At 44.9% G+C, this 14,551-nt stretch carries 14 protein-coding genes and 1 tRNA gene; 2 read left to right on the top strand and 13 right to left on the bottom strand.

The genetic code is table 11. From position 1 onward, the window contains the following. Positions 1–11: 11 nt before the first annotated feature. The 6 genes from eno to MKX34_RS00915 all read right to left on the bottom strand — a co-directional run bounded on the left by eno (position 12) and on the right by MKX34_RS00915 (position 7,173). Positions 12–1,298 (bottom strand): phosphopyruvate hydratase, encoded by a 1,287-nt coding sequence (gene eno / locus MKX34_RS00940; protein WP_036687130.1) that lies wholly within the window; start codon positions 1,296–1,298, stop codon positions 12–14. 73 nt (positions 1,299–1,371) lie between these two features. Then, positions 1,372–2,916 carry a 2,3-bisphosphoglycerate-independent phosphoglycerate mutase gene (gene gpmI, locus MKX34_RS00935; RefSeq protein WP_076101073.1) on the bottom strand — a complete coding sequence of 515 codons (1,545 nt, stop codon included), beginning with the start codon at positions 2,914–2,916 and terminating at the stop codon, positions 1,372–1,374. Position 2,917: 1 nt separating this feature from the next. Then, positions 2,918–3,670: a triose-phosphate isomerase gene (tpiA, locus tag MKX34_RS00930; RefSeq protein ID WP_076297215.1), complete on the bottom strand. Its 753-nt coding sequence runs from the start codon at positions 3,668–3,670 to the stop codon at positions 2,918–2,920. Positions 3,671–3,696: 26 nt separating this feature from the next. Continuing rightward, positions 3,697–4,878, bottom strand: coding sequence for a phosphoglycerate kinase (locus MKX34_RS00925; protein WP_036687122.1), 1,182 nt, complete (start codon positions 4,876–4,878; stop codon positions 3,697–3,699). 116 nt (positions 4,879–4,994) lie between these two features. Next, the gene (gap, locus tag MKX34_RS00920) at positions 4,995–6,005 is read right to left on the bottom strand and encodes a type I glyceraldehyde-3-phosphate dehydrogenase (RefSeq protein ID WP_036687120.1); all 1,011 of its coding nucleotides are present in this window, start codon (positions 6,003–6,005) and stop codon (positions 4,995–4,997) included. A gap of 115 nt (positions 6,006–6,120) precedes the next feature. Continuing rightward, the gene (locus tag MKX34_RS00915) at positions 6,121–7,173 is read right to left on the bottom strand and encodes a sugar-binding domain-containing protein (RefSeq protein WP_076297214.1); all 1,053 of its coding nucleotides are present in this window, start codon (positions 7,171–7,173) and stop codon (positions 6,121–6,123) included. A gap of 268 nt (positions 7,174–7,441) precedes the next feature. Between MKX34_RS00915 and MKX34_RS00910 the strand changes: the two genes are divergently transcribed. Further along, positions 7,442–7,516: transfer RNA gene (locus tag MKX34_RS00910), tRNA-Arg, on the top strand. A gap of 193 nt (positions 7,517–7,709) precedes the next feature. Then, positions 7,710–8,306 carry an ATP-dependent Clp endopeptidase proteolytic subunit ClpP gene (clpP, locus tag MKX34_RS00905; protein ID WP_036687113.1) on the top strand — a complete coding sequence of 199 codons (597 nt, stop codon included), beginning with the start codon at positions 7,710–7,712 and terminating at the stop codon, positions 8,304–8,306. Positions 8,307–8,395: 89 nt separating this feature from the next. On the opposite strand, the gene MKX34_RS00900 is transcribed toward clpP, so the two are convergent. From MKX34_RS00900 to rapZ, 7 genes are all read right to left on the bottom strand, one after another. Beyond that, a complete protein-coding gene (locus MKX34_RS00900; RefSeq protein ID WP_036687110.1) occupies positions 8,396–9,034 on the bottom strand; it encodes a GDSL-type esterase/lipase family protein in 639 nt (212 codons plus the stop codon). Between the two features lie 111 nt (positions 9,035–9,145). Next, a complete protein-coding gene (locus tag MKX34_RS00895; protein ID WP_076297213.1) occupies positions 9,146–10,249 on the bottom strand; it encodes a DUF4163 domain-containing protein in 1,104 nt (367 codons plus the stop codon). A gap of 126 nt (positions 10,250–10,375) precedes the next feature. Further along, the gene (locus MKX34_RS00890) at positions 10,376–11,131 is read right to left on the bottom strand and encodes an SIMPL domain-containing protein (protein WP_036687108.1); all 756 of its coding nucleotides are present in this window, start codon (positions 11,129–11,131) and stop codon (positions 10,376–10,378) included. A gap of 168 nt (positions 11,132–11,299) precedes the next feature. Next, positions 11,300–11,569 (bottom strand): HPr family phosphocarrier protein, encoded by a 270-nt coding sequence (locus tag MKX34_RS00885; RefSeq protein ID WP_036687106.1) that lies wholly within the window; start codon positions 11,567–11,569, stop codon positions 11,300–11,302. Between the two features lie 97 nt (positions 11,570–11,666). Next, entirely contained in the window at positions 11,667–12,596 is a 930-nt protein-coding gene (gene whiA / locus MKX34_RS00880; protein ID WP_036687104.1) for a DNA-binding protein WhiA, read from the bottom strand. A gap of 45 nt (positions 12,597–12,641) precedes the next feature. Next, positions 12,642–13,589: a YvcK family protein gene (locus MKX34_RS00875; protein ID WP_169744815.1), complete on the bottom strand. Its 948-nt coding sequence runs from the start codon at positions 13,587–13,589 to the stop codon at positions 12,642–12,644. Between the two features lie 54 nt (positions 13,590–13,643). Next, positions 13,644–14,543, bottom strand: a complete 900-nt coding sequence (gene rapZ, locus MKX34_RS00870; protein WP_036687099.1) for an RNase adapter RapZ — start codon at positions 14,541–14,543, stop codon at positions 13,644–13,646. Positions 14,544–14,551 lie beyond the last annotated feature (8 nt).

Below are 14,551 nucleotides of genomic sequence, written 5' to 3'. Positions count from 1 at the left end.
ATAAAAGCAGATTATCTTTTGAGGTTGTAGAAGGATTTCAGGCCGTTGTATTGAGCCAATTCACCCAACTCATCTTCGATGCGAAGCAATTGGTTGTATTTAGCAACACGGTCTGTACGGGAAGGAGCACCTGTTTTGATTTGACCAGCATTAGTCGCAACAGCGATGTCAGCGATTGTGCTATCTTCGGATTCACCGGAACGGTGGGAGATAACTGCTGTGTAACCAGCACGTTTAGCCATTTCGATAGCATCAAAAGTTTCAGTCAATGTACCAATTTGGTTAACCTTAACCAAGATGGAGTTACCGATACCTTTTTCGATACCTGTTGCAAGACGCTCAGTGTTAGTTACGAACAAGTCGTCACCAACCAATTGGACTTTGTCGCCCAATTTTTCAGTAAGCAATTTCCAGCCATCCCAGTCGTCTTCGGACATACCGTCTTCGATTGTGATGATAGGATATTTTTCAACCCATGAAGCAAGAAGGTCAACATACTCAGCGGAAGTGTAAGATTTACCTTCGCCAGCAAGGGTGTATTTACCGTCTTTGTAGAACTCAGTGGAAGCAACGTCCATACCCAAGAATACGTCAACACCTGGTTTGTAACCAGCTTTTTCAATAGCTTCGATGATTGTAGTGATTGCTTCTTCATTCGAACCAAGGTTCGGTGCGAAACCACCTTCGTCACCAACAGCTGTGTTCAGGCCTTTGGATTGAAGTACGGATTTCAAGTTGTGGAAGATTTCAGCACCTGTGCGAAGAGCTTCTTTGAAGCTTGGAGCTCCTACAGGAAGAACCATGAACTCTTGAACGTCGATGTTGTTATCCGCATGCTCACCACCATTGATGATGTTCATCATTGGTACTGGAAGAGTTTTAGCGTTGAATCCGCCCAGGTATACGTACAAAGGAATATCCAAAGCTGCTGCAGCTGCACGAGCTACTGCCATGGATACAGCTAGGATTGCGTTAGCGCCCAATTTACCTTTGTTAGGAGTTCCGTCCAAAGTAATCATCAATTTGTCGATGCCCACTTGGTCAAGAGCGTCCATACCGATAACTTCTGGAGCGATGATTTCATTTACGTTCTCAACAGCTTTCAGAACGCCTTTACCCATGTAACGGGATTTGTCGCCATCACGAAGTTCTACAGCTTCGTGAGCACCAGTGGAAGCGCCGGAAGGAACGATAGCGCGGCCTTTAGCACCGGATTCCAGATAAACGTCAACCTCTACTGTAGGGTTACCACGGGAGTCAAGGACTTCGCGAGCATATACATCAGAAATAATAGTCATGTAAGTTAATCTCCTTTTAACATTGTTTTGGTCTTACTTGTATAGCTTAAAATCAAAGGCGTTATACCTTACCTTACTTACGGCTAGCAATCATGGATTGTCCGGTCATTTCCGCAGGTTGAGGAAGTCCCATCAAATCTAGGATTGTTGGTGCTACGTCTGCAAGAATACCGGATTCACGCAATACAACATTCTCAGTAGTCACGATGAACGGAACAGGATTGGTTGTATGAGCTGTGAACGGGCGACCGTTCTCGTCAAATACCATATCTGCATTACCATGGTCAGCGATAATAATTGCAACGCCACCTTTGGCAACAACCGCATCCACTACTTTACCCACACACTCATCCGTCACTTCTACAGCCTTGATTGTTGGTTCCAGCATGCCGGAGTGTCCAACCATATCAGGATTGGCAAAGTTAAGAATGATAGCATCCTGTCTTTCCGCTTCGATTTCCGCTACGCAGGCTGCAGCCACTTCGTATGCGCTCATCTCAGGTTGAAGATCATAGGTTGCCACTTTAGGAGAGTTGATTAAGATCCGGGTTTCACCAGGAAGCTCCTCGTCACGTCCACCGCTGAAGAAGAAGGTTACATGCGGATATTTTTCAGTTTCCGCGATGCGCAGTTGCTTCTTGTTTTGTTGAACAAGCACTTCACCCAATGTGTTATCCAGGTTCTTCGGTGAGTAGGCTACATAACCTTGTACCGTTTCGCTGAAAGTAGTTAGGCATACGAAGTGCAGGTTTTGCGGGAACAAAGGACCACGGTCGAAACCGCGGAAATCTTGATTCGTGAACACTTGTGACAATTGAATAGCACGGTCAGGACGGAAGTTGAGGAACACGACGGAATCGCCGCTCTCTACTGCCGTTACAGGTTTGCCTTCACTGTCTACAATTACACTAGGTTCAACGAATTCATCAAATACCGAGTTTTCATAAGATGAAGTGATGGCTTGCACAGCATCCGTGTATTTAGGACCTTCACCATAAACCATAGCACGGTAGGCTTTCTCTACACGTTCCCAACGTTTATCACGATCCATTGCGTAATAACGTCCGGACACCGTTGCAATTGTACCCACGCCAATCTCTTCGATTTTAGCTACTAGATCTTGGACAAACTTCTTCCCACTATCAGGAGCTACGTCACGGCCGTCCATAAAAGCATGGATATACACTTCATGCATATCTTCTTTTTTAGCCAGGTCAAGCATAGCAAACAGGTGGTTAATATGGCTATGTACCCCTCCGTCGGATACAAGCGCATATAGGTGAAGCTTTTTGCCAGTGTTCTTAGCATTTCTCACTGCACTAACCAGGGTTTCGTTATCGAAGAACTCGCCCTCGCGGATCGATTTATCGATACGAGTCAAATCCTGATAAACGATCCGGCCTGCACCAATATTCAAATGCCCTACTTCGGAGTTGCCCATTTGCCCTTCCGGAAGGCCTACAGCTTCACCGCAAGCAGTGAGTGTAGTGTTAGGATATTGTTTCAGGTAACGGTCATAGTTAGGTTTGTTGGCTTGAGCAACGGCATTACCTTCTGTCGTTCCACGCAAACCAAAACCATCCATGATGATCAAAGCTACGGGTTTTGGAGCTGACATCTTACTTCGCCCCCTCAACCAATTGAACGAAGGAATCCGGTTGTAAGCTGGCACCGCCAACAAGCGCACCATCGATGTCGCTTTGGCCCATGTACTCAGTTACATTCTCAGGCTTCACGCTGCCGCCGTATTGAATACGAACAGCTTCAGCTGTTGCTGCATCATACAGATCTTTTACAAGACTGCGGATGTAAGCAATAACTTCGTTAGCATCTTGGGAAGTGGAAGATTTACCTGTGCCAATAGCCCAGATAGGTTCGTATGCAATAACAACTTTTGCTGCTTGCTCGGCACTAAGACCTTGGAATGCAGCTTCAGTTTGTACTTTACATACTGCTTTAGTTTGATCAGCTTCACGCTCTTCGAGCTTTTCGCCAACACATACGATAGGAGTAATTCCGTGACGGAATGCAGCATGCATTTTCTTATTCACGATTTCATCCGTTTCGCCAAAATAAGCACGACGCTCAGAGTGGCCAATGATAACATAGTCCACACCAAGATCACTTAGCATTACACCACTGATCTCGCCTGTGTAAGCACCGTTATCTTCAAAGTGTAGGTTTTGTGCACCAATCTTGATGTTAGTACCTTTTGCAGTTGCTACAAGTGCAGGCAGGTTAGTAAATGGAGCGCAGATTACAGTCTCAACGCCTTCTACTTCTGCTTTGCCTTTAATTTCAGCAATAAAGCTTTCTGCTTCAGGAACTGTTTTGAACATTTTCCAGTTACCTGCAATAATAGGTGTTCTCATGACTTATGTTGCCTCCTTCTTAGGTCTTACTTATCGTTCAGTGCTTCTACGCCAGGAAGCGCCTTGCCTTCCATGAACTCAAGGGATGCACCGCCACCAGTGGAGATATGATCCATTTGATCAGCCAGGTGGAATTTCTCTGCTGCTGCTGCGGAATCTCCGCCACCAATAACAGTGTAACCTTCAGTAGTTGCACAAGCTTTTGCTACTGCAAGTGTACCTTCAGCGAATTTATCGATTTCGAATACGCCCATAGGTCCATTCCAGACAACCAGCTTGGAGTTCTTGATAATATCGGCATAAAGTTCACGAGTCTTAGGTCCGATATCAAGTCCTTCCCAACCTTCTGGGATTTCATTGTAATCAACGATCTTAGTGTTAGCGTCAGCACCAAATTTATCAGCAACAACAACATCAACAGGAAGCATGAAGTTTTTGCCAAGTGCTTTTGCTTTTTCGATGAATCCAAGAGCAACGTCAAGTTTGTCGTTGTCTACTAGTGATTTACCGATTTCAAAGCCTTGTGCTTTAGTGAATGTATAAGACAATCCACCGCCGATCAGGACGTTATCAGCCAAAGACAACAAGTTATCAATAACATCAATCTTGTCTTTAACTTTCGAACCACCGATGATCGCAGTGAAAGGACGTTCTGGGTTAGAAAGAGCTTTACCAAGAACGGACAATTCTTTCTCCATCAAAAGACCGGATACAGCCGGTAGGAAATGAGCGATACCTTCTGTCGATGCATGTGCACGGTGAGCCGCGCCAAACGCATCATTAACAAACAAATCAGCCAGTTCAGCGAATTGTTTAGCCAGTTCAGGATCGTTTTTCTCTTCACCTGGGTAGAAGCGAACATTCTCAAGTACAAGTACGTCGCCTTCGCCTAGCTCAGCGATTTTTGCTTTTACAGCTTCGCCAATTGCTTCGTCAGCTTTAGCTACTGGTTTGCCAAGAAGCTCGGACAGACGTTCAGCAGCAGTAGTCAAACGCATGGAATCTACGAATTCGCCTTTAGGACGACCCATATGACTCGCAAGAATGATCTTTGCACCGTTCTCGATCAAATATTTAATGGTTGGAAGTGTTTCGCGAATACGAGTATCATCAGTAATTTTACCGTCTTCTACAGGTACGTTGAAATCCACGCGTACAAATACGCGCTTACCCTTTACTTCTACATCACGGACGCTTTTTTTGTTCATGATTAATTCCTCCACACCCAAAATTGTTTCTAGCAGGAAACAAGAAATACATTTAGAAAGAGCGGAAACAAGGAATTTCTGTTTCCGCTCTATAGATGTTGCTTATATCAAGTCAATTACTTAGCGATTTTAGCGAATTTCTCCAAAGTACGAACCAATTGTGCAGTGTAGGACATTTCATTGTCATACCAAGCAACAGTTTTAACCAGTTGTTTGTCGCCAACAGTCAATACTTTAGTTTGTGTAGCATCGAACAGGGATCCGAAAGTCATACCTTTGATGTCAGAAGATACGATTTCATCTTCAGTGTAACCATAAGTGTCTGGATCGGAAGCTGCTTTCATTGCTGCGTTGATTTCTTCAACAGTAACGCTCTTATCAAGAACAGTTACAAGCTCAGTCAGGGAACCAGTTGCAACTGGAACACGTTGAGCTGCACCATCCAATTTACCTTTAAGTTCTGGAATAACCAGACCGATTGCTTTAGCAGCACCAGTAGTGTTAGGAATGATGTTCTCAGCTGCTGCACGAGCGCGTCTGAAGTCACCTTTAGCATGTGGAGCATCCAAAGTGTTTTGGTCGCCAGTGTAAGCATGAATTGTAGTCATCAAGCCTTCAACGATACCGAACTTGTCGTTCAGTACTTTTGCCATTGGAGCTAGGCAGTTAGTTGTGCAAGATGCGCCGGAAATAACAGTCTCAGTACCATCAAGAATGTCATCGTTAACGTTGTAAACGACAGTTTTCATGTCGCCAGTAGCTGGAGCGGAGATAACTACTTTCTTAGCTCCACCTTTCAAGTGTTTTTCAGCTGCTTCTTTAGTTGTGAAGAAACCTGTGCACTCAAGTACGATATCAACGCCTAGGTCGCCCCATGGCAATTCTTCAGGGTTGCGGTTAGCAAGAACCTTAACTTCTTTACCATTGACTTTGAAGAAGCCATCATGCACTTCAACATCACCTTGGAATTTACCTTGAGTTGTATCATATTTAAGCAAATGAGCAAGCATCTTAGCGTCAGTCAAGTCGTTGATTGCTACCACTTCGATACCTTCTACATTTTGAATACGGCGGAAAGCAAGGCGTCCAATACGTCCAAAACCGTTAATTCCAACTTTTACACTCATTGAATAGTTCCTCCTAGAATTCGTTTTATTTATTCAAAACAGACGGTGAGGTCTGTCATGACAACAATGTTAAGTATGATGCAAGAAGTATGTTGTATTGCCTGCAATCTAAAAACTACGAAGATAGCTGTAGTTGATTGTCAATTTCCTTGCCTATTTCTACTGCGGCAGCCTCGTCCGTGACGAGAATATTCTCCTGCCCGAAACGCAGCATAGCATGAATGGCTTTGGCCTTGGGTTTGCCTCCTGCAATACCGATGACTTTCTCTGTCCGAATAATATCTTCTAGACGTAGACCCATCGTAAGCATGGTATGGACAACCTGACCCTCTTCATTGAAATAATAGCCAAAAGATTCGGCCACTGCCCCTTCACCCTGGATTTCCGAGACTGTAGCCTCGTCCAGTTTGCGGCGGCGGGTCATTTCAATGGCATCCCCAATCCCATGTACAATAATACGCGAACTGCGGATGGTTTGTACAATCTCTCCAATATTAGAGTCAAGTGCCAGCGATTGGTATGCATCCCCACTAAGCAAATCAGGGACATGCAACAACCGGTAGTTGGCTCCAACCCGCTTTGCCATTGTTGAGGCAATCGTGTTGGCTTGAATCTCCATACTCTCTCCTAATCCTCCACGCGCCGGAACAAACCAAGCGTTCTTATAGGAAAGGGACAACGGCGGTGTCAGTTGATCAGCCATATCAGCAAGCGTCGATCCACCTGTGACGGCAACTGTATCATCTGCGCGAAGTATACTCAGCAGCGCTTTCGCACCCGCCCGGCCAAGCTCTCGTTTGGTGAACGGCGATGACTCACAATCACCCGGTACTACAATAACTTTATCCAGACCATACGTTGCTCGAATTTTCTCTTCCAGCTCATCCAGACCAAATAGGCTCTTAACAACCGGCTCTAGCAAATCAAGCAGTCTACGTCCAGCAACGCTAATGCGCATGCCAACACTCTCGATCTCAATAAGCCCTTGCGATTTCAGAAGATCCGTCTCGGCACGCAGTACCCGCTCAGTCATATCTAGCGAAGCGGCTAGCGTTCTGCGCCCAATAATATCGGACAGCATGATCTGATGAAGAATCGTGTACCGTCTCTTAAGGGTTTCCATGAGATCAGGCAGAAGCTGCTTTTGGATATCTAATAAATTACGCATACTTTCACTCCTGCAACTTCGTCTTCCTCTATTCCCTTGTTCGTGGTCTCAAAACGTCCCGGGTAAACTTTTTAAGTCCCACCCATATTCTAACCAAATATTGCTCGAAGCGCAAGTCTTCCGAGAGTAGAATTCTCAAGCGCTTGTCTTCTTATACATTAATAAGGTCAGAAAAAGATATAGCGCCCGATGCCTGCCCCTAGAGCGCTTGTCCAGTATTAATATTACATTGCAATTGTGTAAAAATTGTATTATAATCATTTTTGTTGCGCCCGTGGTCCAATGGATATGACGTAGGCCTCCGAAGCCTGAGATCCAAGTTCGATTCTTGGCGGGCGCGCCATTAATTTCATTTTTGCACATAATTTAGTAGTGCCTATACTACTACTTAACCAAAGAGCCGCTTGTCGGCTCTTTTTTTTGAATATAAGTTTGACTTTCTTTGACTTTTTGTTTGAATTTGTTTATCATGTGGGTAATACGGCAAGAGTAAAAATGAATACATTTGAAGAACCAATATCAAGGAGGTTTTCCACGTGAGTTATATTCCTATGGTAGTAGAACAGAGCAACCGCGGCGAGCGCGCTTATGACATCTATTCCCGCCTGCTGAAGGACCGCATCATTTTCCTTGGAACGGAGGTTAATGACGTGGTAGCCAATTCTATCATCGCACAAATGCTGTTCTTGGCTGCCGAAGATCCTGACAAGGACATTCACCTTTACGTGAATAGCCCAGGCGGTTCCATTACTGCAGGTATGGCTATTTTTGATACAATGCAGTACATTAAACCAGACGTTTCCACCATCTGTGTGGGTATGGCAGCTTCCATGGGAGCTTTCCTGCTAAACGCTGGCGCCAAAGGCAAACGCTTCGCACTGCCTAACAGCGAGATCATGATCCACCAGCCTCTGGGTGGTGCTCAAGGTCAAGCAACGGACATTGAAATCCGTGCCCGCCGCATCCTCAAATTGCGCGATAAGCTGAACCGTATTCTAGCAGAACGTACGGGTCAACCTCTAGAACGTATTGAGAAGGATACAGATCGCGACTACTTCATGACTGCTGCAGACGCGGCTGAATATGGTATCGTAGATAAAGTAATCGAGAAGACATTGCCTAGCGGTGTGTAAGCTATAAAGTAAAAATATAAAGAGGCTGTGCTCTAACCATAACGGATAGGGCACAGCCTCTTTATATTTTATAGAAGACCTAAATCCAATCAATTCAGCCCGCCATAACCTAGTGCATCCAGCTTCTCGGCAATTACGCGATAACCCCGGCCATTCGGATGCAAATGATCAATGGATAACAGCCCTCTCTCATTTCCTGCGAACTCACTGTAAATCGAAGCAAATCCACAGACTCGGCTGCTGTACTGTGCTGCGTATTGATTAAACTGTCTGACCCACTCTGTCGCACCAACCACCTGAGGATAGGGATTATATAATCCCACAATTCTAATGATAAAAGGTCTACGCGTCCTCGCCTTCAATTGTATAAGGATATTCATAATTGCAGAGAAATTTTGTTTGCATTCCTGAAGCGATCTGCGCAGTTCTGCGGATAAGTTCCCTTGCTGTCTTGCTGCTGATTTGGCCGCGTGAATCAAATCATTACCACCGATAGACACAGTGATGATATCGGCTTCTCGAACGGCCTCACGCATCATGGAATTTCCGCGCAGCCGCTGCTCCAGCTCTGAAGTAGTCATTCCGTTCACGCCTAAATTCGTAGAGGCTACAGTAGTCCGCAGTCTCCCTTCTGCCATTCTACGGTACACCGGAACAAAACCGTTACCTGGCAGAGCACCAAATCCAGTCGTCAAGGAATCGCCAATTGCAGTATATTGGTAGCCCATAGCTCTCCCCCGTTCATAAACTAGTTACTCCCTTTAGCATATGAACTAGAGACAACTCCGGTAAGGGGGAGATGCCTTGTGCTGACATTAGCGGAGACGAGGTATCTCCATTTATTTCATGCCAGCAAACGGGCTGCTGTCATCCGGCAAAAGCTCTTTGAAACTAAAGGTATACTCAGGGAAGCCTGCAGCATACGCTGTGTACTCATATAATTGGAAGAACAGAACAACCTTGTCATCCTTCAGATAGAAATATTTCTCCGTATTCAATCCGTTGAATCCTCCCAAATAACTATCCTCTGCCTTCAGCAGCTTGCTCAGCTTAGCATTCAGCTGTTTTTTGTAGTTTGGATTAGCTCCAAACAGGTCGCCCAACAATAGACGTTTACCATCTTTAAGCGAGAAGGTGAATGCCTCACGGTTAGTCATTCCATGAGCGCCGCCCGTATCACTATACTGATGCATCACTATGCTGATCACACCATTCTGATTGTAGGTCACTACATAACCTGAATCATAGGTGTATTTGGGCTCTGCTCCATCTCGATCGGAGATATCCTGTTCTGCACCCGCCACGAATTTCATAACACTTTCCTTCAAATTATTATTAATAGCTTGTTGCGCACTGGAATTGCCCAATCCACTGATCTTCGGATAATCAAGCTGAATAAAAGCTTCTGCCCGATCTTTAGCATAAGTTTCCGTGGTTACCGTCAGCGCGTTCTGCGGTCTGTTCACCACATTCAGCTTACTGGCGGCCCGACTCCAATCTACCTTATAACCCATATAATCATTTAACAATCCTGATGGAACATAGAGGCGATTATTAATTAACTTCCCTTCATACTCTCGAATGAAATAGTTATTCACCCACACAGAAGTACCGTAACTGGATAACATCAACTTCGCCTTGGCCGATCCTTTTCCAATCATGTACGCATTTTCCTTCTTATCATACGCAAGCGGTAATCCCAACACATCTCGCATAAAAGTTATGGGAATCCAGGCCTGTCCTTCCTTCAAAATACCTTCCTGTAACGAATTTATCCCGTTTGCCTTTAAAACGATACGCGAATCAATAGCTTTATTCTCCGTTTTACTAGCTGCTGCATAACCCGTTTCGCTGGGCAGCAGACCTCCACCAAACAATAAACCTGCCGACATCAGACCTATGCCCCATTTGCGTACTGATTCTTTTGAAATAATATTCATCATCTTATTTTTCCTCTCCTTTCCAATTTATTAAACAGAATCGTAGAGAACTTACACAAAAAAAGAGGCGCCCCCCACTATTACTAGTGGAAGATCACCTCTCCTCTCTGCATTCACCTTGTTCTGATACTATTTCAATTCATACATTACGCTTAGCTGAGTTGTAACTTTAACTACTCCGGGTTGCACGGATGTGCTTGCACCAGCATCTGCTGCAGCCATATTCATTTTTAGATTCTGTTCAAAATAAACCGGAGTGACATCGCCATCATTTTGGCTGACCGTGATCACTTGACCCAAGCTGCGTTTAGCTGCCTTAGCAATAGCCCCTGCTTTAACATCTGCATTCGCCATCGCTTTTTCAATCACCTGAGCTTCAAATGCAGAAGTATCTTCCACAGAAAAACGTGCATTTCCGATATTATTCGCCCCTGCCGCAGATGCAGCGTCCAGCAATTCACCAACCTTGGTCAGATCTCTATAAGACACTAACAGCGTATGATTGGCGTTGTACCCCTTCACTTGCTGTCCTTCTTTTTCGCTGTAACTATAATTGGGTTGCACATAAAACTGCGTGCTTTGAATATCTTTATCTGCAATTTTCCAAGTATTCTTCAGTAAAGTCATAATCTTCTGAATTTTAGCGGCATTGGTCTTCTGCGCTTCTTGCGCAGTTGTGGCCGTAGTATCCACACCGATGGTCAAGTATACGATATCCGGCTTGAGGGACAATTCGCCTTTACCTACTACACTAACGACATTTTTCTGCACTTCATCTGCGTAAGCCTTTGCAGGACCTTGGAAAACACCACTCATGCTGATCCCTCCAATTAACAAGCTCCCTACAATCATCACTGAACCAATTTTCTTCAATAAACCTTTCATATTTGCCAGCCCCTTTCATTTCTTGTGATTTGTTATTATCCTCTAGACGAGTCATTTTGGTAAATGTTGCACGTCTCAATCTATTTTTTGGTATTAAAAAAAGCCCCGAAGGGCTTTTGGTCATGCGATAAATAAAGTCTTCCTAGCAGAAACGATGTTGTCTTCCTATTATTGGTTCTCAAGCTCTTCTTTGCTGACCAGACTTGTCAAAGCGTTTACAGCTTGATCGGCATCCGCACCGTCCGCGCTAATGTAAATCTCCGTGCCGGAACTGATAGCGAGGCTCATAATCCCCATAATACTTTTAGCATTTACTTTTTTATCATCTTTTTCCACGAAAATCTCCGACGAAAACTTGTTAGCTTCTTGCACAAACAATGCTGCCGGTCGGGCATGAAGCCCTGTCTTCAACCGAACAACTACCGGGTGCTTTGTCATGAAACGCTTACCCCCTAATTGAGTTCTCCCCAAAAGTTTCACATTAATTTTATATTATTATATCATTATAACGTAAACCACACTAGAAAAAAAGTAATTAGCCGCCTCGAACCTTGTCCGCCAGCTCATCAATCTTACGAAGCCGATGATTTACTCCCGACTTACTGACTGTACCTTTGAGCATTTCACCAACCTCCTTGAGGTTGATATCTGGATGCGCCATTCGAATTTCTGCTACTTCACGCAGTTTATCCGGCAAATTCTCCAGTCCCATTTCTCGCTGCAACAGCTTGATATTCTCAATCTGCCGCACCGCAGCACTTATTGTTTTGTTGAGATTTGCGGTCTCGCAGTTCACGATCCGATTCACGGAATTACGCATATCACGCATAATTCTTACATCCTCAAATTTGAACAACGCCTGATGCGCTCCAATCAAACTTAAGAATTCAATGATCTTCTCGCCTTCTTTAATGTAAAGAATGAATCCTTTTTTACGTTCAATACAGCGTGCATTTAAGTGGAATTCCCCAGCCAGATCCACTAATGCTTTACAATGTTCCTCATACATCGAGGAAATCTCCAAATGGTAGGAGGAGCCTTCCGGATTATTAACCGATCCGCCAGCCAGAAAAGCACCGCGCAAATAAGCACGCTTGCAGCAGTTATTCCCAACAATCTCATCATCAATACCATCGGTAAAAATAAATCCTTCCGACACAATTCTAAGATCCTTTAGGATCTCTTGTACACGGTTTGGAATTCTGACGATATAGACGTTATTTTTCTTCAAACGCATTTTTTTACGCACGAGTAGCTCAATATGGACCTGGTAATATTTCTTAAGTAAAGAATATACCCGCCTTGCAATCGCGGCGTTCTCCGTCGAAATGTCGAGAATAACCTTTTTGCTTGAAAGCTGCACAGATCCATTCATACGGATAAGCGCTGACATTTCCGCCTTCTCGCAGCAGGGTTCACTCTCCACCATCGTCAGCTCTTTTTTGGTAAGGGCCGCAAAAGACAAGGGTCTCACCTCTTTCTTGATAAGTACTTCATTCTCATCTATAAGTTATACCCTAGGGTTTCTGTTTATCCAATCCTGCACAAGCTGATAAATGTGATGGCTAAGCTTATCGGTATCATGTCTCAAATAAGTTCGGAATAAAACCAGTTTATCGGCTATAACCTTGTATCCATTGCCATCCAGCGCTTCTTTATCAAGCTGCACCGGGCGCGCGCCCTTCTCGGCGTACTTCGTCTGGACCTGTTCCGGAATCTCACCGTCATTAACAATAACATAATCGAATAAATCGATCCCGATATGATCATATACAGCTTGAAGATGATCGCTGACGGTATAGTTATCCGTTTCACCCGGCTGAGTCATTACGTTGCAGACGAAAATTTTGATAGCATTCGAAGATACAACCGCTTCTGCCAGTTTCGGAACAAGCAGGTTGGGAAGAATGCTCGTATACAGACTGCCAGGACCCAGCAGGATCGCATCTGCATTCCGAATCGCCTCAAGCGCTTCGGGCAACGGTTCTACATCTGGCGGCTCCAAGGACACTCGTCTGATGATCCCGCCAGCTTCAGGGATTTTGGACTCCCCCGTGATAATCGTGCCGTCCGACATTTCTGCATGCAGGATTACAGCTTCACCGGCCGCAGGCAATACCCGGCCGCGAACAGCGAATAATCTACTGAGCTCCCGAACAGCCGTAACGAAATCGCCAGATATATCCGTGAGCGCAGCAAGAATCAAGTTGCCGAGACTATGACCAGCTAGTCCCTCACCCGTGTTGAAACGGTATCTCATAATCTCTGCCATGAGCGGCTCAACATCAGCCATTGCTGTCAATACGTTGCGGATGTCCCCAGGAGGAGGCATTTGCAGTTCACTGCGTAAAATACCAGAGCTTCCCCCATCATCGGCAACGGTAACAATAGCAGTAATATCTAATGGCTTCTCTTTTAAACCACGAAGCATGACAGATAACCCCGTGCCACCGCCCATAACGACGATACGTGGACGCTGTCTTTGTTCTTCAGCCACTATGACCCCTTCTCTCTAGTGCCGATCACGCTCGGAATCCCTATGACTAACGGTTACGGATTCCGTCTCGCTAACGCCCAGCATTTTACCCAAATACTCGGATATGGCTACGGAACGGTGTTTACCTCCCGTACAGCCAATGCCAATGATAATCTGGGACTTACCTTCCTTACGATATTGCGGAATTAGAAAATGAAGCATATCGAGCAGTTTGGTCAGGAACACCTGTGTTTCAGGCCACTTCATTACATAATCGTAGACTTCACTATCCTGGCCGGTTTTAGGCCGCAGATGGTCCACATAATGTGGGTTAGGCAAGAAGCGGACATCGAAGACAAGATCTGCATCAATAGGAATACCGTACTTAAATCCGAAGGATGTAATATTGACGGAAAGCGTACTTTTTCCTAGATGCGAAAACCGTGAAATGATCTTCTCCTTAAGCTGCACGGGCTTCATACTGCTGGTATCTAAACATAACGTAGCTGAATTTTTCAATTCTTCAAGCATCTTACGTTCTAGCTTGATACCATCAAGCGGCAGCCCCTTAGGTGCTAATGGATGATGACGTCGACTTTCCTTGTAACGCTGAACAAGTACTGAATCTGTAGCATCCAAAAACAAGATCTCACAGCCAATGGTTGACTCATCCTTGATATAGGCAAGAGACTCAGACAAAGCAGTGAAGAATTCTCGACCACGCAGGTCAATTACAAGGGCTACCTTGGCAATCTTACCCTTCGACTGTTCAATTAGCTCTGCGAACTTGGGAATCAGCACCGGTGGTAAATTATCGACACAGAAGAACCCTAGGTCTTCCAGACTCTGTACAGCAATTGTCTTCCCCGCACCTGACATTCCCGTAATAATAATCAGGGTGGCTCCAGCCGTTGGGGTATTGTCCAATTCGGTCATAAAAGCGT

Origin of the sequence: Paenibacillus sp. FSL R5-0636, assembly GCF_037974255.1 — a bacterium.
Classification (GTDB): Bacteria; Bacillota; Bacilli; order Paenibacillales; family Paenibacillaceae; genus Paenibacillus_AQ; species Paenibacillus_AQ odorifer.
This window is presented reverse-complemented; position numbering and strand designations above follow the sequence as displayed.